Raw genomic sequence first — 20,697 nt, forward strand, 5'->3', positions numbered from 1 at the left:
CGGCGGGCCCGCGCGGGCGGGCCTGAGGGTCAACGGGGGCTGAGGGCCAGCGGAGGCTGAGGGCCAGCGGGACCTGGGGTCCGACCGGCCAGCGCGGTCGGACCGGTGTCGTCGGCTAGTGCCTCGCCCAGCGCTGGGAGGCCTTCCCGGACGTGCAGGGCGTGGCCGACACGTTGCCGCCGAAGCCGATGTCCAGGCAGCCGCCGTTGAAGACGCTGACCAGGGTGTTCCCGGTCCCCGCGCGCCACAGCCGCGGGCTTTGGCCGTCGCAGGCGCCCACGAACACGCTCTGCCCGCTGAAGTTCGCGCTCAGACACTGACCGCTCTGCCTGCCGACCAACTGGAAGGCGCCGCCGGAGGCGCTGCGGACGGTCCAGGCCGCGGTCGAGTCCGCGCAGTCACCGGTGGACGCCGCCGAGTACTGGCTGGTCAGGCACTTTCCGGTGTCGCCGTTCTGGTAGAGGTGGGCGCCGCCGGACGAGGGCGTGCCGCCGGATCCACCGCCGGCCGAGCCACCCGAGCCGCTGCCGGAACCGGAGCCGCTGCCGGAACCGGAGCCGCTGCCGGAGCCGCTGCCCGAACCCGAACCGGACCCCGAGCCGGATCCTGACCCGTTCCGGCCGCCGTTGCCGTCGTCGTTCCCGCTTCCGGACCCCGACCCGGACCCCGATCCGCCGCCGTGGTCCGCGCCACCGCCACCGCCACCGCCACCGCCTGCGTCGCGGCTGCCCGAGCCCGCCGGGGCGTTGCCGTCCTTCTCGTCCTTGCCGCCTTTCCCGTTCCCTCCGTTCTTGTCGTTCCTGTCGTTCTTGCCGGGTGTGGCGGAACCGGACTTCGCGGGTTCGGCCGTACCCGGGCCCGGCGTGGACGCGGTCGGTACGGCCCCGGCGCTCACGGAGGACCGGCCGGACGGGCTGCCGCCGGCCCGGGGCGCGCCGGACGAGTGCGGGAGGAACTGGACGGCGGTGGTGGCGCCGGCCGCGACGACGACGGGGATCACGGCGAGCAGGATCCGGTTGCGGCGGCGGTGCTCCTTCCGCGGGCCGGACCGCACGGGCTCCCCGGCCCCGGGTTCCACGGCCCCGGGTTCCCCGGCCCCGGGTTCCCCGGCCCCGGGCTCCCCGGCCCCGGGTTCCTTCGCGGCCCCGGGGCCCTCCGGTGTCCCGGGCTTCCCCGGAGCCCCGGGTCCCTGCTGAGCACCGGATTGCGGGGGCGTGTGCGGCGCGGTCCGCAGCGCCTCGGCCGCCGGGACCCGAGCCGAGAACGCCGCCCGCTCGGAGAGCACCGCCGTGACCGCCTCGGGCCACAGCGGCTCCGTGAACGGGCCCTCGGCATCGGCGAGCCGCACCAGTTCGGCGGCGGTGGGACGGCCTTCGGGGTCCTTGTCCAGACAGGAGACGACGACGTCGGCGAGAGCCGGGTCGCGCTCGCGGAGCCGCTGGAGGTCGGGCTCGTCGTGGACGATGCGGTAGAGGAGGTCGAGGCCCGCGCCCTCGCCGAAGGGCGAACTCCCGCTCACCGCGTACGCGATCAGCGCGCCCAGGGCGAACACGTCGGCCGCACCGGTCAGCGTCCGCGCGCCCGAGGCCTGTTCGGGCGACATGTAGGCGGGGGTGCCGACCACCATCCCGGTCTTGGTCAGGCGGCTCTGGTCGGCGGCGCGGGCGACGCCGAAGTCGATGAGGGTGCAGCCGTCGAGGGTCAGCATCACGTTCGACGGCTTGAGGTCCCGGTGCACCATGTCCAGCTCGTGCACCGTGCGCAGCGCCGAGGCGGCCTCGCGCAGCAGCAGCCACGGCGCATCGCCGGGCAGCCCCTCCGGGTGCAGCCCGACGGCCTCGTTCAGGGTGAGGCCGGGGACGTAGGCGGTGGCGAGCCAGGGCGGCTTCGCCTCCCGGTCGCTGGCCAGCAGCGGCGCGGTGGCGTGCTCGGGCAGCCGGGAGAGGTTGTCGAGTTCGTGTCCGAAGTGCCGTAGGAACCCCTGGTCCTCGGCGAGCAGGGGGAGGACCTGTTTGACGGCGGCGTACCGTCCCTCGTGCACCCCGAGGTAGACCCGGCCCATGCCGCCCGCGCCGAGCTTGCCCACCAGCGGGATCCCGCCGATGCGGAGGGGGTCCTCCGCCTGGAGCGGTTCGGCGCCGCTGCCGAGCAGATCGACGCCGCCTCCGCGGGCCTCTCCGCCTCCCCGCGCCGCTCCGCTCCCCGCGCGCTCCTCGTCGTTCGCGGCGCTGTGCGCGGCGTTGTCCGCGTCGCCGTCGGCCGTACTGTTCCCGTGTCCCCCGGACCCCGTCATGGGCCGAAGGCTACCGAAAGTCAAACCATGCGTCAGCGTGAGGACTTGGCCGTGGTGCCGGCGGAAGCGTCCGGGGTGGAGCGCCGGGTGCGGCGGGTGAAGGACGGCAGCTCGGGCGGCGTGAGGAAGCCCTCGGCGCGGGCGCTGGCGATGCCGATGCGCGGGATGTCGGCGCTCTTGGCGAACAGCAGGAACCGCGGCTCCCACACCGGCCGGTACTTGGCGTTGGCGCGGTACAGGGACTCGATCTGCCACCAGCGGGAGAAGAAGGTGAGCACCGAACGCCACAGCCGCAGCACCGGGCCCGCCCCGAGCCGCGCCCCGCGTTCGAAGACCGAGCGGAACATCGCGAAGTTGAGCGAGACCCGCTGTACGCCGATCTCGCCTGCGCGCAGCAGGAGTTCGACGACCATGAACTCCATCAGGCCGTTCTCGCTGTCGCGGTCGCGGCGCATCAGGTCCAGCGACAGGCCCTGCTCGCCCCACGGTACGAAGCTCAGCAGCGCGCGTGGTTCGCCGTCCCCGTCCCGGCACTCCAGCATCACGCAGCGGCCGTCGCCCGGGTCGCCGAGGCGGCCGAGCGCCATGGAGAAGCCGCGCTCGGTGGCGCCGTCGCGCCACTGGTCGGCACGCTCGACGAGCAGCGCCATCTCGTCGTCCGGGATGTCCTCGTGGCGGCGGATGGTGACCGTGTAGCCGGCCCGGCGGACCCGGTTGTGGGCCTGCCGCACGACGCGCATCGCCCGTCCGTCGAGGCTGAAGTCGGCGACGTCGACGATGGCCTCGTCGCCCAGTTCGAGGGCGTCCAGGCCGTGCCGCGCGTAGATGGTTCCGGCCTCCTCGCTCGCGCCCATGACGGCGGGCGTCCAGGCGTGCAGGCGGGCCTCGGACAGCCAGGCGTCGATGGCGCCGGGCCAGGCCTCCGGGTCGCCGATCGGGTCGCCGGAGGCGAGGCTGACCTCGCCGACGACGCGGTAGGTGACGGCGGCCTTGCCGGTGGGGGAGAAGATGGCGGCCTTGTCGCGGCGCAGCGCGAAGTAGCCGAGGGAGTCGCGGTCGCCGTGCCGGTCGAGCAGGTCGCGCAGCCGAGCCTCGTCCTCCTCGCCGAGCAGGGCAAGGCCCCGGGGCGAGCGGAAGCAGACGTACAGGACCAGCAGGAAGGTCGCCGCCATCAGGACGTTGATGATGATGTCCACCCAGCGGGGCGCGTGCACGGCGGGCACGCGGTCGGCGAGCGGGCCGACGCTGACGCTGCGCAGCAGGGCGTAGGTGACCTTGTCGGCGAGGGGAGCGCCGGACACCTTGTTGGTGGCGTCGACGAGCCAGGTGCCGATGCCGCCGCTGAAGACGATGCCGACCGCGCCGACGGCCAGGGCGAGCCGCGGGTTGGAGCGGTCGCCGATGGCGTTGAACTCGGAGCGGCCGAGCAGCAGCGCGGCCACGAACAGCCCGGTGAGGGCGGCGGAGAGCCAGTTGAACAGGTGGTCCTGGTAGCGGTCCTGGGTGAGCGCGAGCACGTACAGCGCGAACAGCGGTCCGGCGAACAGCAGGTTGAGCAGCCAGGCCGCCCGCTTCCGGCGCCGCATCACCATGGCCAGGAACAGCGCGAGCACCGCCGAGACCAGGCCGGCGGTGGCCAGGTACGGGGTGAAGAACTCGCCGCCGTTGTGCTCGTGCACCTCCTCGCGGAACGGCAGCGAGAGCACCGCGACGATGTTGAGGACCGCGAGCGCCCGCAGGTACCAGACGGTGGCCGCGGCGGCCCCCGCCCGTAGCCGGGGGCCGGGGGACAGGCGCGGGGACGGGCGGGAATCGCGCTGCGCGGGGATGAGGACGGACTGCCGTGCGGGCATGGGTGACACGTCACCTCGGGGAAAGCCGCCGCGGGGGCGGAGAGGGAGTGGGAGCGGGCTGAGGGATGACCCTACAACGTGTAGGGTAGCGGAGCCGGGCGTACTGCGGTTCCCCACTGTCGCGGGAAAAGGTAAGGAACCGGTGGGCCCGCGCTTACTCGCCGGTGCCGGGGTGGTGAACCGGGGGTGCGGCGCCGTCCGCGTCGCCGGCGCTGTCGTCGCCGGTGCTCTGCGGCGGAGGATCCTGCGGGTGCCCGGAGCCGTGGCCGGAGGGGTCCTGGCCGCCGGAGCCGGGGCTGGTGGGGCCCCGGTCGGCGCAGCCGTGGCCGTGGCGGCCCCGGTCGGCGGCCAGGGCCGCGTTCCTGCGGGGTGCCGTGAGGATCCACGCCAGATTCCCCGCCGCCGCGCCGGCCGCGACCGTCGCGACGATCACACCCGCCGTGGCGAAACCGTCGTTGAACAGGTGGGGGTGCTGGGCGAGGCTGTGCAGCCCGAACCCGCACAGCTCGTACACGCCGACGGCGGCCACCACGAGGCTCACGACGAGGACCGCGACCGTGGGCGCGAGTCCGCGCTCCGCCTCCTTGCCGAGCGGTGCGCCGGGCGCCGGGCACTGCGCTTGCTGCATGGATCCCCCTCGACGGTTGGTCGGCGAGCCGGACCCTACAGTACGTAGTGCCGTACGCGGAGGGAAACCGGCGGCCGTCGCAAAGGGGGCGGTGCCGGGCGAACCGGGCGGAAGCGTCGCTGATCGCCCGACGGCAGGCAGCCCCGCCGTGGGGGAGCGGGGCGGTGGGGGCCGCGGGGGAGGCGTCCCCGCGCGTCACTTCCGGCCCGCGCGGGCCAGCGCGCGGACGACGGCCTGTTCGTCCTGCCCGAGCAGGGCCTTCTCCAGACTGTGGTCGTCCGAGCGGGAGAAGAGCTCGCCGCGCGCCACGTCGTCCTTGCTCAGCACGCGCCCGCACCACTCCCCCCGGCCCGCGGTGTGCTCGTCGAACGGTACGGAGGCGCCCTCCCCGAGCACGACCCACCCGTCGCCGCTCCAGCGCAGGGCGAGCAGATACGTGTGGCCGGTCTCCAGGCGCGGGGCGTCCCCGGCCGTCCGCTTGATCCGCGTGTCGCTCTGCCGCAGCACGCGCCACCCGGGGGCCACCATGTCGAAGCTCCGGCCCAGCGACTGCCGGGGCCGGCCGGTGGACCACAGGAGCCGGTCCGCACGGAACGTCACCTTGCGGTCGAGGTCGTAGCGGACCGGGCCCTTGGTGTAGTCCCGGCGGCCGGTGTCCTCCTGGTGCACGGGAGAGGCCACCACGACGTGGTCGGCCTGCGTGACCCAGTCACGGGCGGTCTGGTCCGGATAGGTGTGGTCGGGGACGCCGCAGCCGACGACCGTGTCCAGCCCCGCCGAGCCGACGAAGACACCCCCGGCGATGCCGGCCAACGCCAGGCACAAGGCGACGACCGACGTCGTCCGTCTCACTCCGCACTCCCCGATGGGTTCCCCGGGCCGCCGCGGGACGGCCCCTCCCTGTGCCGCTCGCGGGCGGCACCCCTCGCGGCCGTGGTCAGCGGCCGCAGCCGTCATGATCACATGAGGGCCGCAGTCTGTACACCGGCGGGGGGCCGCCCTGGGCTCAGCCACGCAGGGGCTGACCGGGCCGTGGCTTCCCTCGTCCGGCGTCCGGGAATCCGTCGGTCCGGCCGACCGGGACGCGCTGCGTCGAGCGGCCGGAGACGGACTGGACATCGCCTACTCGGCATTCGCCCCCAACGCGGAGGCGGTGACCGAACTGGCCGCACAGCTCAGGGCCGCGCTGGGCGTCGCCGTCACCACCACCGAGCTGACTTACGCGCAGTACGTGCGGGCGTCGGCCGACCGGCACTTCTGCCTCCTGTACGCCCTGACCTCGCCCGTCTTCGACCACCCGGCAGGATCCCTGTCCTTCTGGCGCTCGACCGGCCGTGCCGCCCGGCAGAGTGCCTTCGTCGACGAACGCTTCGACGAACTGCTCGATCTGGCGGAGGCCTGCGAGGACCCCGCCGAGGCCGAGCGGCGCTGGCGGGCGGCCGAGGAGCGGTGGTGGTGGACGGTGCCCAAGATCCCCCTGGTCCAGGTGTACGCGTGGTTCCTCTGCTCACCGGACCTGGTCGGCGACCGGATCGACGCGGACGGCCTCCTCAGGTTCGAGCGGCTGCTCGACCGGTCGCCGTCACCCGGGCGCGGGCCCCTGATCCACGCCCGCCCCGCCTGGTCCAGGTTCCTCAGCCTCATCCCCGTACCGGAGACACAGTGCATCGAGCGACACCCGCCGAAGTGTGTTTGGCCTGGTCGCTGCGCTGGAGGAGGACCACGCGGTTGGTGGCCTTGTCGTGGACGATGACGGCGGCGACCAGCAGGGTCATGGATTCCAGAGCGGGCTTGAGCGCCTTGGGCTGGTCATCGGTTGTCGGCTGAGCCACGGGTGTCCCTTCGTCGGCCGGGTTGGTGGGCATGTCAGGAGAGCGCCTCTCGGGTGCGACGGGCGAGTTCGGCGGCGCCGGAGTGGGCGCTGGGATGGCACCGCATGTGGGCCGTCGAGTGGTTCATGGAGCAGTCCATCCGCTGGATCAACGACCCCGCCACCGACCCCACCTACATCAAGGTCGTACGCCGACACCTCACCGACGCCCTCCAGCTCCTGGAGGTGTAAGTGCTCGCCCAAGCCTCCCCCTGGTACCCCCACGCCCTCCAACGCACGGCCGCGGGTCCGGCCGAGCCGCTCGCCCCACCGCCGCGGATGGAGTTGACAGCCCCCGCCGCGATCACGTCACGCTGCCCGACCGCACCCGCATGCCCGTCGCGCGCTGGGACTTCGACGCTCCCCACTGGGAGAAGCACCTCGGCCGCGCGGGCCTGTGGCTCGCCTCGGCTCAGGAGTTCCACGACCCCCGACAGGGCCGCTGGCCCACCACCCTGCTGATCACCGCGCGCAAGCTCTGACCCTCGGCTCCCCGTGGAGGAATCGATGCGCCCGCCCTACCTGCTCCTCGACATCGACGGCGTCCTCATACCCTTCCCCGACGCGGACGGCGCCACCCCGGCCTCCCCCGTTCGCCACGACGTCGTCCCCACCGGCCGCAGCGCAGACGACCCGGTCACCATCTGGCTCAACCCCGACCACGGCCCCATGCTCATGGACGTGATCCGAACGGGCCTGATCACACCGATCTGGTGCACGAGCTGGAGGCAGGACGCCACCACGCTCATCGGCCCACTCCTCGACCTCCCGCCCCTGCCGCACGTCGACTTGCCACGCCCCGACATCACCACGAGCCATCCCAACGGCTATCTGTGGAAACGCGACCACGTCGACGCCTGGCTGGGCGACGAGCCCGCTGTGTGGATCGACGACGACTTCACCGGCCTCGACCACGAATGGTCAGCGGAGCGTGTCGCCCGCGGCCTGCCAACTCTTCTCATCCAGCCCAATCCCCGAGTAGGTATCGAGGCACAGCACCTGGCCGATCTCGGCATGGGCCACGGAGGTTTCGGCACTCCGCGCAAGTGTGTCCTCGCCTGCGCGTGGGGCTGAAGCCGCATAGGTAGAGGTAGAGGCGGCTGCCGCGAATCCCCCGCCGGCTGGTGTCGCCACGCTTGGCTCGTACGGGTGGCAGCCGTCCCTCATCGCGGTCGTCGTCGCAGCTCGCGACGTGTCGGTCGCGCTGTCGCGCTCGTGCGGGCTTGGGCGGTTCGTGCTCGGGCGCGGGGGACCTGCCGGGCGGCGAGGCGTTGGATGCGCCAGGTGACGGTGCCGGCGGTGGAGCGGGCGCCGTCAGGGCGCGTTGCCGTGCGGTGTGCTGGAGGAGCTGTTCGGGCTCGTGGCCGGCGTTCCCGGCTTCGGTCAGGGCGGCGGCCAGTGCCGGCCAGATCAAGGCGCTCTCCGAGTACCTCGGCCACTCGGATCCGGGTTTCACGCTGCGGACGTACACGCACCTGCTGCCGTCCAGCGAGACGCGGACCCGCAAGGCGATAGACGACGCCTTCACCGAAGCACCGGCAGCAGAGGCTCAGGGCACGTCAGTGCCCCCGGAGAAACCCATGTGCCCTCAATGGGCCCTGGCCGCCTGACGGCCTCCCTCGGGCACCAGCGAGAGCGGGACCCGAAAGCCCCGCCCGAACCGACCAAAACCCCAGCTCAGGGCCAAACCAAGCAATAAGGCTGATGCCCCGCCTCATGCAGCCGGTGGCTGAAGTCCTGCCACTCGTGCAGCAACTGGTACACGTTGAACGCGTCCCGCGGTCCGCCGCGGTCCGGGACCGTGGACCAGATGAAGGCGGCCGCGCCCACCGCCTCCTCGCCGATGTCGCGGAGGGGGTCGACGACGGTCATGGGGAGTTTGACGACGGCGTAGTCGGGGTGGAGGACGACCAGTTCGAGGGGCGGGACCCGGTGGAGGGGGACGCCCTCGATGCCGGTGAGGACCATGGCGGCCATGGTCTCCGGCTTGATCTTGGTGAACATGCCGTTCATGCCGAGTTCGTCGCCGCCGAGTTCCTCGGGGCGCATCGAGATCGGGACCCGGGCCGCGGTCGCACCGTCCGGTGCGCCGAAGTACTTGTAGGTCACCCCCACCCGACCACCATTCCTGCTCCCCGCCCGGAGGCGATCGGCCCGCTCGGGATCACCCGGTGCACCCTGTGCCTGACGTGCTGCGGCGGTTTCCTCCGCGTCGCGCCGGTGCCTTCCCCGCCGGGCACGCCGAGGACCCAGGTCGTCAGTCCCCTCGCCCAGTCCGCCACCGCGATGCATATCTCCACCCGACTGCTTTTCTAGGACGCGTGGCCCCGGCCGCGCAACCCGATCATCGTGTCAGTGACCTCCCCCGAGGCCGCACGCCGAAACGTGCGTCGAAACATCTCCCCGCGGGATCTTCGTGGCCGTCCGCACGACCCTGCCACGGCTTTTCCTCCTGCTCCGTCCGCCCGGCCGAGCGCCTGTGAGGGGCGCCCGGCGCCGCGCGCACGTCCTCGCGCGCCCGTCCCCGCGCACCTGTCCATACGTACGAGGAGCCCAGTTTCTCAGATGGGGCGGGCGGAAGCCGCTTCTTCGGCCACCGGGCCGCGGCGGGCCATGCGGTCCGGCCCGCTCCGCTCCCGGCGTCCCGCGACCCCTGGCCTACCCTGAACAGGGCACGGCCCGCCCCGGGCGCCGCCCAGCACCGCCCAGCACCGCCCACCGGATCCGCCGAAGCCGCCGCCCGGCCCGAGCCCCAGCAAGCCCCAGCCAGCCCCGGAAAACCCCCGAGAGAACCGAGAAGTCGGAGAAGTCGGAGAAGTCGCAGGTCATGAGCGAACTGCCATACCCATACGAAGCCCCCGCCTCGCAGGCGCTGTTCGACCGTGCGGCGGCGGTCACGCCCGGCGGCGTGAACTCGCCGGTGCGTGCCTTCCGTGCCGTGGGCGGTACGCCCCGGTTCATGGTGTCCGGCAGCGGGCCGTACCTGAAGGACGCCGACGGGCGGGAGTACGTCGACCTCGTGTGCTCCTGGGGGCCGATGATCCTCGGGCACGGCCACCCCGAGGTGATCGCCGCCGTGCAGGAGGCGGTCGCGCGCGGTACGTCCTTCGGCACGCCCGGTGAGGGCGAGGTCGCGCTCGCCGAGGAGATGACCGGCCGGGTGGGACCGCTGGAGCAGGTGCGGCTCGTGTCCAGCGGCACCGAGGCCACCATGTCCGCGATCCGGCTCGCCCGCGGGTTCACGCAGCGCACCAAGGTGGTCAAGTTCGCCGGCTGCTACCACGGGCACGTCGACTCGCTGCTGGCCGCCGCCGGCTCGGGCGTCGCCACCTTCGCGCTGCCGGACACCCCGGGCGTCACCGGGGCCCAGGCCGGCGACACGATCGTGCTGCCGTACAACGACCTCGACGCGGTGCGCGCCGCCTTCGCCGCCCACCCGGGCGAGATCGCCTGCGTGATCACCGAGGCCTCGCCGGGCAACATGGGCGTCGTGCCGCCGCTGCCCTCCTTCAACCAGGGGCTGAAGGACCTGTGCCGGGAGAACGGTGCACTGTACATCTCCGACGAGGTCATGACCGGGTTCCGCACCAGCCGCGCCGGGTGGTACGGCGTGGACGGGGTCGAGCCCGACCTGATGACCTTCGGGAAGGTGATGGGCGGCGGCTTCCCGGCCGCGGCCTTCGGCGGACGTGCCGAGGTCATGGCGCACCTCGCGCCGGCCGGGCCCGTCTACCAGGCCGGCACCCTGTCCGGTAACCCGGTCGCCACCGCCGCGGGCCTCGCCCAGCTGCGGCTGCTCGACGACGCCGCCTACGCCAAGGTGAACGCCGTCTCGCAGCAGATCCAGGCCATGGTCTCCGAGTCGCTGACCAAGGAAGGCGTCGCGCACACCGTGCAGAACGCCTCCAACATGTTCTCGGTGTTCTTCACCGGCCGGCCGGTGCGCAACTACGACGACGCCCGCGCGCAGGAGTCGTACCGCTACACCGCCTTCTTCCACGCGATGCTGGCGAACGGCGTCTACCTGCCGCCGTCGTCCTTCGAGTCCTGGTTCGTGTCCACCACCCACGACGAGCAGGCGCTCCAGCGGATCGCCGACGCCCTCCCGGCGGCGGCCCGCGCGGCGGCGGAGGCCACGGCATGAGCGAGCGGCTGAACAAGGAGAACGGCATGGGCGACAAGGACGTCACCGTCGTCCACCTCATGCGGCACGGGGAGGTCGAGAACCCGACCGGAGTGCTGTACGGGCGGCTGCCCGGCTACCACCTGTCCGACCTGGGGCGGCAGATGGCCGAGCGGGTCGCCGAGCACCTCGCGCCCCGCGACGTCACGTACGTCGTCGCCTCGCCGCTGGAGCGGGCGCAGGAGACGGCGACGCCGATCGCCAAGGCGCACGGGCTCGACCTCGCCGCCGACGAGCGGCTGATCGAGGCGGAGAACGTCTTCCAGGGCAAGACGTTCGGCGTCGGCGACGGCGCGCTGCGCCGGCCGGAGAACTGGAAGCACGTGCTCAACCCGTTCAAGCCGTCCTGGGGCGAGCCGTACGTCGACCAGGTGGTGCGCATGATGGGCGCGCTGAACGCGGCGAAGGACCGGGCGCGCGGGCACGAAGCGGTGCTCGTCAGCCACCAGTTGCCGATCTGGATCGTGCGGTCCTACGTGGAGCGGCGGCGGCTGTGGCACGATCCGCGCAAGCGGCAGTGCACGCTGGCCTCGCTGACGACGTTCACCTACCTGGGCGACCGGATCGTCTCCGTCGGCTACAGCGAGCCGGCCCGGGACCTGGTGCCGGCTCATCTCCTGGCGGGTGCCAAGCCGGTGAAGGGGCAGGGGAAGGCGTTCGGGGCGTAGCTTCGGCCCAGCCCCCGTAGAACACACAGCGTAAGGAGACCGTAAGCCTTCGGTCACGTACGCACAGTTTCGTTACGTTTGTTGTGAAATTCATATGGGTTCACGGAACCCTCGCGTTCGTCACGTCCTCTGAATGAGTGACCAGCATTCGCAGGACGTGACGGATCGGGGATCTCATGCGCACCTTCTCCCGGAGGGGAATACTCGGCCTTGGCGCGGGCACCGCTGCTGCCGTCGGACTCGCGGGCTGCGGCGGCTCCAAGTCTTCGGACGGCTCGGGCGGTGCCGGCGGTTCCGGTTCGGGCGCGGGGTCGCAGGGCAAGGGCTCGCAGCAGCCCGCCCGCCCCATCGGTGACGGCTCGACGTCGTTCACCGGCAAGCAGGCGCACCAGCCCGCCAAGCCGACCCCGCTGGAGCCGGGCCAGACCCCGCCGCAGTTCGTCATCTTCTCCTGGGACGGCGCGGGCGAGGTGGGCAACGGCCTCTTCCCGCGCTTCCTCGACCTCGCCAAGCAGCACGAGGCGAGCATGACCTTCTTCCTCTCCGGGCTCTACCTGCTGCCCGAGTCGAAGAAGCGCATGTACGAGCCGCCGAACAACGCGCGCGGCGCCTCCGACATCGGCTACCTCACCGACGAGCACATCAAGGCCACGCTCACCAACGTGCGCCGCGCGTGGCTGGAAGGCCACGAGATCGGCACCCACTTCAACGGCCACTTCTGCTCCGGCCACGGGACCGTGGCGAACTGGACACCGGGGCAGTGGCGCAGCGAGGTCGACCAGGCCAAGGCGTTCGTGAAGCAGTGGCGGACCAATACCGGCTGGACCGACCTGCCCTCCCTGCCCTTCGACTACGACAAGGAGCTGGTGGGCGGCCGCACGCCCTGCCTGCTCGGCCAGAACAACCTGCTGCCCACGGCCAAGAAGCTGGGCTGGCGCTACGACGCCTCCTCGCCGGGCGGCCGCCAGGTGTGGCCGCAGAAGAAGCTGGGGATCTGGGACCTGCCGCTGCAGCAGATCCCCTTCCCGGGCCACTCCTTCGAGGTCCTCTCGATGGACTACAACATGCTCGCCAACCAGTCGGTGAACTCCACCAAGGCGCCGCCCGCCAACTACCCCGGCTGGCGCAAGCAGTCCGCCCAGTCCTACATCCAGGGCTTCCAGCGGGCGTACCAGACCAACCGGGCGCCGTTCTTCATCGGCAACCACTTCGAGCAGTGGAACGGCGGCATCTACATGGACTCCGTCGAGGAGGCCTTCAAGCACATCGCGGCCGAGCGGGACAAGGGCGCCGACGTGCGCCTGGTCTCCTTCCGGCAGTTCGTCGACTGGATGGACGTCCAGAAGCCGGAGGTGCTGGCCAAGCTGCGCACCCTCGAGGTCGGGCGGCAGCCGGCGGGCGGCTGGAAGGAGTTCATGAAGGACACCGGCTCGGGGACCGCCGGCAGCACCGGCACGCAGAGCGGGACGGGCACCTCGAACGCCGCCTGATATGCGGTTTTCCGCCCGGCAGGGGGGCGCGCAAGATCCGCGGAACAGGCATGCGAAACTTTTCACATGAGTGCCGCCAGCCGCGCCCCCCAGTGCTCGAACCGGGCGAACCGTACGTCCCGTCCGCAGCGCACGCGCACGACCCGTGCCCGCAGCCGCGCCGCCCTGCTCGCCGCCGGGACCGCCGCGCTCGCACTCGCCCTGACCGCCTGCGGCTCCGGCGGCACCTCCGGCGGCTCCGGCAAGAGCAACTTCATCACCGGCTCCGACGGCATCGCGACCGTGAAGAAGGGCGACCGCAAACCCGCGCCCGACCTCTCCGGCAAGACCATCGACGGCAAGCAGATCGACGTCGCCTCCTACAAGGGCAAGGTCGTCGTCCTCAACGTCTGGGGCTCCTGGTGCGCGCCGTGCCGCGCCGAGGCCCCCAACCTGGTCAAGGTCGCCAAGGACACCGCCGCCAAGGACGTGCAGTTCGTCGGCATCAACACCCGCGACACCAGCACCCAGCCGGCCCAGGAGTTCGAGAAGAGCTACGGGGTGCCGTACCCGAGCCTGTACGACCCCACCGGCAAGCTGATGCTCCGCTTCAAGAAGGGCACCCTCAACCCGCAGGCCATCCCGAGCACCCTCGTCATCGACCGGGACGGGAGGATCGCTGCGCGCGCCCTGCAGGCGCTCAGCGAGGAGAAGCTGCGCAAGATGCTCGACCCGGTCCTCGCGGAGAAGTGAGCCGCCGTGCTACTGGCCGCAGCCACTGACCCCAACCAGACGGTGTTCGGCGGAGCCCTGCTGCTCGCGCTGCCCGTCGCCGTGCTCGGCGGGCTCGTCTCCTTCTTCTCGCCGTGCGTCCTGCCGCTGGTCCCCGGCTACCTGTCGTACGTGACCGGCGTCACCGGCACCGACCTGGCCGAGGCGCGGCGCGGGCGGATGACCGTGGGCGCCTCGCTCTTCGTGCTCGGCTTCACCGTGGTGTTCGTCTCCGGCGGCGCGCTGTTCGGGTTCTTCGGGCAGACCCTCCAGGACTACAAGGGGACGCTGTCCAAGGTGCTGGGTGTGCTCATGATCCTCATGGGCGTCTTCTTCATGGGCCTGATGCCCTGGCTGACCCAGCGTGAGTTCCGCTTCCACCGGCGGCCGGCCACCGGCCTGGTGGGCGCGCCCGTCCTCGGCGCCCTGTTCGGCGTCGGCTGGACCCCGTGCATCGGCCCGACCCTGGCCTCCGTCGTGGCGCTCTCCTCCAACGAGGCCAGCGCCGGGCGCGGCGCCCTGCTGACCGTCGCCTACTGCGCCGGGCTCGGCATACCGTTCGTGCTCACCGCCATCGCCTTCCGCAAGGCCCTCGGCGCCTTCGGCTGGGTCAAGCGCCACTATGTCTGGGTGATGCGCATCGGCGGCACGATGATGATCGTGACCGGTGTGCTGCTGCTCACCGGCGCCTGGGACCGGCTGGTGCAGGAGATGCAGACCTGGTCCAGCGGCTTCACTGTGGGGATCTGATCCATGAGCAAGACGACACCCGGCACGAGCGCCGACGAGAACCCGGCCGTGCCTCCCCCCGGTGAGGACGACCTGGGCGCGGCCGGCTCTCAGCTGTCCACCGCGCCCACCGAGACGGCCGTCCCCGGCTCCTTCGGCGGCAACCGCGCCCCCGGCCTGGCCGGCCGGCTCGCCTGGACGGGACGGGAGGTGCTCGGCTGGACCCGCTGGTTCTGGCGGCAGCTGACCTCCATGCGGGTCGCGCTGCTCCTGCTGTTCCTGCTCTCCCTCGGCGCCATCCCCGGCTCGCTGATCCCGCAGACCGGCAGCGACGTGCTGAAGGTCGAGACCTTCCGGCAGAACCACACCACGCTCGCACCGGTCTACGACAAGCTCGGCCTCTTCCACGTCTACAGCTCGGTGTGGTTCTCCGCCATCTACATCCTGCTGTTCGTCTCCCTCATCGGCTGCATCGTGCCGCGCACCTGGCAGTTCACCGGCCAGCTGCGCAGCCGCCCGCCGGGCGCGCCCAAGCGGCTGACCCGGCTGCCCGCGTACGCCACCTGGCGCACGGCCGCCGCGCCCGAGGAGGTCCGCGAGGCCGCGCTGAAGACGCTCAGGCAGCGCCGCTTCCGCGCCCACCTGGCCGGGGACGCCGTCGCCGCCGAGAAGGGCTACCTGCGCGAGGCCGGCAACCTGCTCTTCCACATCGCGCTGATCGTGATGCTCACCGCCTTCGGCTGGGGCCAGTTGTTCAAGACCGAGGGCAACAAGCTGATCGTCGAGGGCGACGGTTTCGCCAACACCCTCACCCAGTACGACGACTTCAAGTCCGGGAACCTGTTCAACGACGACAACCTGGTCCCGTTCAGCTTCAACCTGGAGAAGTTCACCGGCACCTACGAGACCAGCGGCCCCAACAAGGGCACGCCGCGCACCTACCAGGCGGCCATCGACTACAGCGTGGGCGCCGACGGCAAGGAACGGCACAAGATCATCAAGGTCAACGAGCCGCTGGAGATCGACGACGCCAAGGTCTACCTGGTCGCCCACGGCTACGCCCCGACCGTCACCGTGCGCGACGGCAAGGGCAACGTGGTCTACCACCAGGCTGTGCCGCTGCTGCCGCTGGACTCCAACGTCACCTCGCAGGGCGCGATCAAGGTGATGGACGGCTACCGCAACCCGCAGGGCAAGAGCGAGCAGCTCGGTTTCGCGGCGGTCCTGGTGCCGACCTTCGCCGGGGCGGGCAAGGGCACGATGTTCTCCCAGTTCCCCGCGCTGAACTTCCCCGTCCTGTCGGTGGGCGCCTACCACGGAGACCTGGGCGTGGACGCGGGCACCCCGCAGAACGTCTACCAGCTGGACACCAAGAACCCGAACCTGAAGCCGTTCAAGGACGCCCAGGGCAACATCCTGAAGAAGATGCTGCTGCCCGGCGAGAGCCTGGCCCTGCCGAACGGGGCCGGCTCCATCACCTTCGACAAGGACATCAAGGAGTGGGCCGGCTTCCAGATCGTCCAGCAGCCCGGCACCGGCTGGGCACTCACCGGCGCCGTCGCCGCGATCTTCGGACTGGCCGGATCGCTGTTCATCCAGCGCCGCCGGGTCTGGGTGCGCGCGGTGCGGGGCGCCGACGGGGTGACGGTCGTCGAGGTGGCCGGTCTGGGCCGCAGCGAGTCGGCGAAGCTCCCCGAGGAGGTCGGCGCGCTGGCCGCCCTGGTCCACGACAAGGCACCCACACGACCCGACGCCGACTCCGACCCGGAGCCGGACGCCGTCACCCCCGTACCCGCCGAAGGGGCTGAGAAGAAGTGACTCTCGCCGCCGCAACCGAGCTGGCCACCGCCACCAACGAACACCTCGCACACATCAGCAACGCGCTGATCTACTCCTCGATGGCCGTCTACACGCTGGCCTTCCTCGCGTACATCGCGGAGTGGCTCTTCGGCAGCCGCAGCAAGGTGGCCCGCACGGCCGCCGCGCTGACCGCGCAGAAGGAGGCGGCGGGCGCCGCCGCACCGGCCGTGGCGGTGAAGTCCGCCGGGGGCACCGCCGTCCTGGAACGCCCCAAGGTCGTCGTCCGGTCCGCCGCCGGGTCCCGCGACGTGCCCGACGGTCCGGGTGCGCACGGCGGTGACCAGCAGGGCGACCTGTACGGCCGGATCGCGATCTCCCTCACCGTGCTCGCCTTCCTGGTGGAGCTGGGCGGCGTCGTCGCCCGCGCGGCCTCCGTTCAGCGGGCGCCGTGGGGCAACATGTACGAGTTCAACATCACCTTCTCCACGGTCGCGGTCGGCGTGTACCTCGCGCTGCTCGCCCTGAAGAAGAACGTGCGCTGGATCGGCCTGTTCCTGACCACCACGGTCCTGCTCGACCTGGGCCTCGCGGTCACCGTCCTGTACACGGCGAGCGACCAGCTGGTCCCTGCCCTGCACTCGTACTGGCTGTACATCCACGTCTCCACCGCGATCTTCTGCGGCGCGGCCCTGTACGTCGGCGCGGTCGGCACGCTCGCCTACCTCTTCAAGGACTCCTACGAGAACAAGCTGGCCGGTGGCGGCGAGCCCGGCTCCTTCGCGAAGTCGGTGCTGGAGCGGCTGCCGGCCGCCGCCTCGCTGGACAAGTTCGCCTACCGGATCAACGCGGCCGTCTTCCCGCTGTGGACGTTCACGATCATCGCGGGCTCCATCTGGGCCGAGTCGGCCTGGGGCCGCTACTGGGGCTGGGACCCCAAGGAGACCTGGGCCTTCATCACCTGGGTCGCCTACGCCTGCTACCTGCACGCCCGCTCCACCGCGGGCTGGAAGGGCCGCAAGGCGGCGTACATCGCGCTGATCGCCTTCGCCTGCTACCTGTTCAACTACTACGGCGTGAACATCTTCGTGGGCGGCAAGCACTCCTACGCGGGCGTCTGAGGGACCGCTCGGGGGAACACGGGTGGTATGACCGGTTCCATCGAACAGGGCACCAGCCAGACCCACGGCAACACGCACATCCTCGGCTTCCTGGTCCGGCTTCCCCGGCCCATGGGGGCGGTCTGGCCGGCGCTGTCCACCCCGCAGGGGCTCGCGCTCTGGTTCACCCGCGCCGACGAGCTGGAACCCCGGCTCGGCGGCGCGGTCAGCCTGCACGGCCTCGGCAGCGGGCACATCACCGCCTGGGACGTCGACCGGGTCGCCGAGTACACCGTGGACGGCGGCGGCCGGATCCGCTTCCACCTGGAGCCGGACGGCGAGGCCGGCTCGCTGCTCCGCTTCACCCACGAGTTCCAGGGCGAGGGGGAGTCGGAGCAGGCCTGGCGGACCCGTTTCGAACACCTCATCGAGAACCTGGGGGCGGGGGAGTAGGGGCCCGTGTGCCCCGGACGCCCGAGGCACCGCCATGTGCCCCAGCGCTGTCGCTCCCGGGGCCGGCTACTCCCCGATGTCCTCCCGCCACAGCCGCGGACGGTCCCGTACGAAGCCGCTCATCAGGCGCACGCACTCCGGGTCCTGAAGGAGCACGATCTCCACGCCGTGCTCCGCCAGCCAGTCGTGGCCGCCGTGGAAGGTGGACGCCTCCCCGACGACGACCCGGGAGATCCCGAACTGGCGGACGAGACCGCTGCAGTACCAGCAGGGCGAGAGCGTCGTCACCATCGTCGTCCCCCGGTAGGACCGCTGCCGTCCCGCCGCACGGAACGCGGCCGTCTCCGCGTGCAGGGACGGGTCCCCGTCCTGCACCCGCCGGTTGCGGCCCCGCCCCAGCAGCGTTCCGTCGGCCGCGTAGAGCGCCGCGCCGATCGGGATGCCGCCCTCCGCGAGCCCGGTGCGGGCCTCGGCGAGGGCGGTGGCGAGCCATGCGCGTGCCTGTGCCGGATCCATACGCCCAACTGTGCGGGCGCCGGCGCCGCAGGGCAACGGCCCCGGCAGGGTCGTCAGGGGGCCAGCGAGCGGCAGATACGGTCCGGCAGCAGACGGGCCGCCTCCGCCAGGTCGACGTCCTCGACGCCGGACAGCCAGCGCCGGGCCGTGGCCACGACCGGGCCCATCACCAGGGCCTCGATCAGCGGGGCGGGCAGCGGCGCGATGTCCCCGGCCGCGATGCGGGGCGCCAGCCAGCCGGCGAACCCCGACAGCCTCGCCTCCTGCGTCTCGTGCACCTGCCGCCCCTGGCGCATCGCCGCCCGCGAGGTGCCGGAGGAGTGCAGGAAGAGGGCGGCGTCCCGGTGCTCCTGGATGAACGTCAGGTACGCCCGTACGAGCGCCCGGACGCCGGTGTGCAGGGTGCGCGTGGGCTCCAGCGCCGTCAGCAGGGCCTCCAGCAGGCGGGTGTTCCAGCGGGTGTGGAGCGCGCTCGCCAGCCCCTCGACGCTGCCGAAGTGGTGGTACAGGCTGCCCATGCTCACCCCGCTGAGCGCGGTGACCGCGGTGACGGTCAGGCCGTGCTCTCCCGCGACGGCGTGCACGCGCAGCGCGGCGTCCAGGAGCAGGTCGGCCGTGGCCTCCCCGCGTTGCTGCTTGGGGCTCATGCGACCCAGTGTAACTTTCTAGAAAAACCTGCTAGTTCACCGCTCCCTCCCTCTTCCGCGGGGAGCGCCTTCCCGCACCGGTTCGGACAGGAGCGATTCCTCCGCGCGGCGCCCGCCGAAGGCCCGGAGCCGACGTCCCGCCCCCGCCACGCCGCCGCTGGGGCATGGGGCGGTCGCGGGGGCCGCGCCCGTCTCGGCGATACTGGACCCCATGGCTTACGACGATCTTCGCTCCCTGCTCAGGGCGCTGGAGCGCGAGGGCGACCTCAAGCGCATCAAGGCCGAGGTCGACCCGCACCTGGAGGTCGGTGAGATCGTCGACCGGGTGCAGAAGTCCGGCGGCCCCGCGCTGCTCTTCGAGAACGTGAAGGGCTCGGCGATGCCGCTGGCCATGAACGTCTTCGGTACCGACCGGCGCCTCCTGAAGGCGCTCGGCCTCACGTCGTACGCGCAGATCAGCGAGCGGATCGGCGGACTGCTGCGGCCCGAGCTGCCGCACGGGTTCGTGGGCGTGCGCGAGGCGTTCGGCAAGCTCGGCGCGATGGCCCACGTACCGCCGCGCAAGGTGAAGGAGGCCCCGGTCCAGGAGGTCGTCCTGCGCGGTGACGACGTCGACCTCGACGCGCTGCCCGCGCTGTTCACCTGGCCGCAGGACGGCGGCTCCTTCTTCAACCTGGGGCTCACCCACACCAAGGACCCGGAGACGGGCGTCCGCAACCTCGGCCTGTACCGCCTCCAGCGCCACGACCGGCGCACCATCGGCATGCACTGGCAGATCCACAAGGACAGCCGCAACCACTACCAGGTGGCGGCCAGGAAGGGCGAGCGGCTGCCGGTCGCGATCGCCTTCGGCTGCCCGCCCGCCGTGACGTACGCCTCCACCGCCCCGCTGCCCGGCGACATCGACGAGTACCTGTTCGCCGGGTTCCTCGCGGGCAAGCGGATCGAGATGGTGGACTGCAAGACCGTCCCGCTCCAGGTCCCGGCGCAGGCCGAGGTGGTCCTGGAGGGCTGGCTGGAGCCGGGGAGGACGCTGCCCGAGGGCCCCTTCGGCGACCACACCGGTTTCTACACCCCGCAGGAGCCCTTCCCGGCGCTCACCATCGACTGCGTGACGATGCGCAGGCGCCCGCTGCTCCAGTCGATCGTCGTCGGCCGCCCGCCGACGGAGGACGGCCCGCTGGGCCGCGCCACGGAACGCTTCTTCCTGCCCCTGCTGAAGATCATCGTGCCGGACATCGTGGACTACCACCTGCCCGAGGCGGGCGGCTTCCACAACTGCGCGATCGTCTCCATCGACAAGAAGTACCCCAAGCACGCCCAGAAGGTGATGCACGCCGTCTGGGGGGCGCACATGATGTCGCTGACCAAGCTGATCGTGGTCGTCGACGCGGACTGCGACGTGCACGATCTGCACGAGGTCGCCTGGCGGGCCCTGGGCAACACGGACTACGCCCGTGACCTCACGGTCGTCGAAGGCCCTGTCGACCACCTCGACCACGCCTCCTACCAGCAGTTCTGGGGCGGCAAGGCGGGCATCGACGCCACGCGGAAGCTGCCGGAGGAGGGTTACACCCGCGACGGCGGCTGGCCGGAGATGGTGGTCTCCGACCCGGAGACCGCCGAGCGGGTGACGCGACGTTGGAAGGAATACGGACTGTGAAAGACACCGGCATGATGGTGTGCGGCAGCGCGGAGACGGGGTTTCCCCGCCGCCGCG

18 protein-coding genes and 4 pseudogenes are annotated in these 20,697 nt (G+C 71.8%); 14 read left to right on the plus strand and 8 right to left on the minus strand.

Translation table 11 applies throughout. From position 1 onward, the window contains the following. Positions 1–115: 115 nt before the first annotated feature. The 4 genes from ACFC02_RS11905 to ACFC02_RS11920 form a co-directional block, all read right to left on the minus strand. Positions 116–2,293 carry a protein kinase gene (locus ACFC02_RS11905; protein ID WP_376355539.1) on the minus strand — a complete coding sequence of 726 codons (2,178 nt, stop codon included), beginning with the start codon at positions 2,291–2,293 and terminating at the stop codon, positions 116–118. A gap of 32 nt (positions 2,294–2,325) precedes the next feature. Beyond that, entirely contained in the window at positions 2,326–4,146 is a 1,821-nt protein-coding gene (locus ACFC02_RS11910; protein ID WP_376355540.1) for a phosphatidylglycerol lysyltransferase domain-containing protein, read from the minus strand. Positions 4,147–4,300: 154 nt separating this feature from the next. Then, complete coding sequence (locus ACFC02_RS11915) at positions 4,301–4,774, minus strand: hypothetical protein (RefSeq protein WP_376355541.1); 474 nt, start codon at positions 4,772–4,774, stop codon at positions 4,301–4,303. 195 nt (positions 4,775–4,969) lie between these two features. Further along, complete coding sequence (locus ACFC02_RS11920; protein WP_376355543.1) at positions 4,970–5,626, minus strand: hypothetical protein; 657 nt, start codon at positions 5,624–5,626, stop codon at positions 4,970–4,972. Positions 5,627–5,927: 301 nt separating this feature from the next. Here ACFC02_RS11920 and ACFC02_RS11925 point away from each other — a divergent pair, with 301 nt between their 5' ends. Continuing rightward, positions 5,928–6,527: a hypothetical protein gene (locus tag ACFC02_RS11925; protein WP_376355667.1), complete on the plus strand. Its 600-nt coding sequence runs from the start codon at positions 5,928–5,930 to the stop codon at positions 6,525–6,527. Here the strand turns inward: ACFC02_RS11925 and ACFC02_RS11930 are convergent. Continuing rightward, a pseudogene (locus ACFC02_RS11930) lies at positions 6,466–6,639 on the minus strand (DNA mismatch repair protein MutT); the annotation flags it as partial. The gene ACFC02_RS11925 and the pseudogene ACFC02_RS11930 sit on opposite strands and share 62 nt — an antisense overlap. 41 nt (positions 6,640–6,680) lie before the next feature. Here ACFC02_RS11930 and ACFC02_RS11935 point away from each other — a divergent pair. The 4 genes and pseudogenes from ACFC02_RS11935 to ACFC02_RS11950 form a co-directional block, all read left to right on the plus strand. Further along, positions 6,681–6,836, plus strand: a pseudogene (locus ACFC02_RS11935) (aminoglycoside phosphotransferase family protein); the annotation flags it as partial. 95 nt (positions 6,837–6,931) lie between these two features. Then, a pseudogene (locus ACFC02_RS11940) lies at positions 6,932–7,126 on the plus strand (SAM-dependent methyltransferase); the annotation flags it as partial. 25 nt (positions 7,127–7,151) lie between these two features. Next, positions 7,152–7,718: a hypothetical protein gene (locus ACFC02_RS11945; RefSeq protein WP_376355545.1), complete on the plus strand. Its 567-nt coding sequence runs from the start codon at positions 7,152–7,154 to the stop codon at positions 7,716–7,718. Positions 7,719–8,053: 335 nt separating this feature from the next. Beyond that, positions 8,054–8,254, plus strand: a pseudogene (locus ACFC02_RS11950) (site-specific integrase); the annotation flags it as partial. Between the two features lie 67 nt (positions 8,255–8,321). Here the strand turns inward: ACFC02_RS11950 and ACFC02_RS11955 are convergent. Beyond that, on the minus strand, positions 8,322–8,936 hold the full coding sequence (locus ACFC02_RS11955; RefSeq protein ID WP_360978827.1) for a hypothetical protein: 615 nt from the start codon (positions 8,934–8,936) through the stop codon (positions 8,322–8,324). A gap of 535 nt (positions 8,937–9,471) precedes the next feature. On the opposite strand from ACFC02_RS11955, the gene hemL reads away from it, so the two are divergent. The 8 genes from hemL to ACFC02_RS11995 all read left to right on the plus strand — a co-directional run bounded on the left by hemL (position 9,472) and on the right by ACFC02_RS11995 (position 17,814). Then, the gene (gene hemL, locus ACFC02_RS11960) at positions 9,472–10,788 is read left to right on the plus strand and encodes a glutamate-1-semialdehyde 2,1-aminomutase (protein WP_376355547.1); all 1,317 of its coding nucleotides are present in this window, start codon (positions 9,472–9,474) and stop codon (positions 10,786–10,788) included. Next, on the plus strand, positions 10,785–11,495 hold the full coding sequence (locus ACFC02_RS11965) for a histidine phosphatase family protein (RefSeq protein ID WP_376355549.1): 711 nt from the start codon (positions 10,785–10,787) through the stop codon (positions 11,493–11,495). Before hemL ends, ACFC02_RS11965 begins: the two co-directional genes overlap by 4 nt. Positions 11,496–11,671: 176 nt before the next feature. Beyond that, positions 11,672–12,985, plus strand: a complete 1,314-nt coding sequence (locus ACFC02_RS11970) for a hypothetical protein (RefSeq protein ID WP_376355551.1) — start codon at positions 11,672–11,674, stop codon at positions 12,983–12,985. A gap of 66 nt (positions 12,986–13,051) precedes the next feature. Next, positions 13,052–13,717 carry a TlpA family protein disulfide reductase gene (locus ACFC02_RS11975; RefSeq protein WP_376355553.1) on the plus strand — a complete coding sequence of 222 codons (666 nt, stop codon included), beginning with the start codon at positions 13,052–13,054 and terminating at the stop codon, positions 13,715–13,717. A 6-nt stretch (positions 13,718–13,723) separates the two neighbouring features. Beyond that, positions 13,724–14,485 carry a cytochrome c biogenesis CcdA family protein gene (locus ACFC02_RS11980; protein WP_376355555.1) on the plus strand — a complete coding sequence of 254 codons (762 nt, stop codon included), beginning with the start codon at positions 13,724–13,726 and terminating at the stop codon, positions 14,483–14,485. Between the two features lie 3 nt (positions 14,486–14,488). Beyond that, positions 14,489–16,282, plus strand: coding sequence for a cytochrome c biogenesis protein ResB (locus ACFC02_RS11985; RefSeq protein WP_376355557.1), 1,794 nt, complete (start codon positions 14,489–14,491; stop codon positions 16,280–16,282). Then, complete coding sequence (gene ccsB, locus ACFC02_RS11990) at positions 16,279–17,382, plus strand: c-type cytochrome biogenesis protein CcsB (RefSeq protein WP_376355559.1); 1,104 nt, start codon at positions 16,279–16,281, stop codon at positions 17,380–17,382. The genes ACFC02_RS11985 and ccsB overlap by 4 nt, the downstream gene beginning before the upstream one ends. A gap of 27 nt (positions 17,383–17,409) precedes the next feature. Next, on the plus strand, positions 17,410–17,814 hold the full coding sequence (locus tag ACFC02_RS11995) for an SRPBCC domain-containing protein (RefSeq protein ID WP_376355561.1): 405 nt from the start codon (positions 17,410–17,412) through the stop codon (positions 17,812–17,814). A gap of 66 nt (positions 17,815–17,880) precedes the next feature. Here the strand turns inward: ACFC02_RS11995 and ACFC02_RS12000 are convergent, their stop codons facing one another. Together ACFC02_RS12000 and ACFC02_RS12005 are read right to left on the minus strand one after the other, a co-directional pair. Then, positions 17,881–18,330, minus strand: a complete 450-nt coding sequence (locus ACFC02_RS12000; RefSeq protein WP_376355563.1) for a nucleoside deaminase — start codon at positions 18,328–18,330, stop codon at positions 17,881–17,883. 53 nt (positions 18,331–18,383) lie between these two features. Then, complete coding sequence (locus tag ACFC02_RS12005) at positions 18,384–18,977, minus strand: TetR/AcrR family transcriptional regulator (protein ID WP_376355565.1); 594 nt, start codon at positions 18,975–18,977, stop codon at positions 18,384–18,386. A 211-nt stretch (positions 18,978–19,188) separates the two neighbouring features. Between ACFC02_RS12005 and ACFC02_RS12010 the strand changes: the two genes are divergently transcribed. Continuing rightward, entirely contained in the window at positions 19,189–20,640 is a 1,452-nt protein-coding gene (locus ACFC02_RS12010; RefSeq protein ID WP_376355566.1) for a menaquinone biosynthesis decarboxylase, read from the plus strand. Positions 20,641–20,697: the final 57 nt, after the last annotated feature.

The sequence above is a fragment of the Streptomyces sp. NPDC056160 genome (assembly GCF_042268205.1).
In the GTDB taxonomy this organism is placed as follows: Bacteria; Actinomycetota; Actinomycetes; order Streptomycetales; family Streptomycetaceae; genus Streptomyces.

Excerpts from the sequence above, each read along its gene's own strand:
- ACFC02_RS11905 (WP_376355539.1), bottom strand. The coding sequence starts at position 2,293 with ATGACGGGGTCCGGGGGACACGGGAACAGTACGGCCGACGGCGACGCG.
- ACFC02_RS11910 (WP_376355540.1), bottom strand. The coding sequence starts at position 4,146 with ATGCCCGCACGGCAGTCCGTCCTCATCCCCGCGCAGCGCGATTCCCGC.
- ACFC02_RS11915 (WP_376355541.1), bottom strand. The coding sequence starts at position 4,774 with ATGCAGCAAGCGCAGTGCCCGGCGCCCGGCGCACCGCTCGGCAAGGAG.
- ACFC02_RS11945 (WP_376355545.1), top strand. The coding sequence starts at position 7,152 with ATGCGCCCGCCCTACCTGCTCCTCGACATCGACGGCGTCCTCATACCC.
- ACFC02_RS11955 (WP_360978827.1), bottom strand. The coding sequence starts at position 8,936 with ATGCATCGCGGTGGCGGACTGGGCGAGGGGACTGACGACCTGGGTCCT.
- hemL (WP_376355547.1), top strand. The coding sequence starts at position 9,472 with ATGAGCGAACTGCCATACCCATACGAAGCCCCCGCCTCGCAGGCGCTG.
- ACFC02_RS11965 (WP_376355549.1), top strand. The coding sequence starts at position 10,785 with ATGAGCGAGCGGCTGAACAAGGAGAACGGCATGGGCGACAAGGACGTC.
- ACFC02_RS11970 (WP_376355551.1), top strand. The coding sequence starts at position 11,672 with ATGCGCACCTTCTCCCGGAGGGGAATACTCGGCCTTGGCGCGGGCACC.
- ACFC02_RS11975 (WP_376355553.1), top strand. The coding sequence starts at position 13,052 with ATGAGTGCCGCCAGCCGCGCCCCCCAGTGCTCGAACCGGGCGAACCGT.
- ACFC02_RS11985 (WP_376355557.1), top strand. The coding sequence starts at position 14,489 with ATGAGCAAGACGACACCCGGCACGAGCGCCGACGAGAACCCGGCCGTG.
- ACFC02_RS11995 (WP_376355561.1), top strand. The coding sequence starts at position 17,410 with ATGACCGGTTCCATCGAACAGGGCACCAGCCAGACCCACGGCAACACG.
- ACFC02_RS12000 (WP_376355563.1), bottom strand. The coding sequence starts at position 18,330 with ATGGATCCGGCACAGGCACGCGCATGGCTCGCCACCGCCCTCGCCGAG.
- ACFC02_RS12005 (WP_376355565.1), bottom strand. The coding sequence starts at position 18,977 with ATGAGCCCCAAGCAGCAACGCGGGGAGGCCACGGCCGACCTGCTCCTG.
- ACFC02_RS12010 (WP_376355566.1), top strand. The coding sequence starts at position 19,189 with ATGGCTTACGACGATCTTCGCTCCCTGCTCAGGGCGCTGGAGCGCGAG.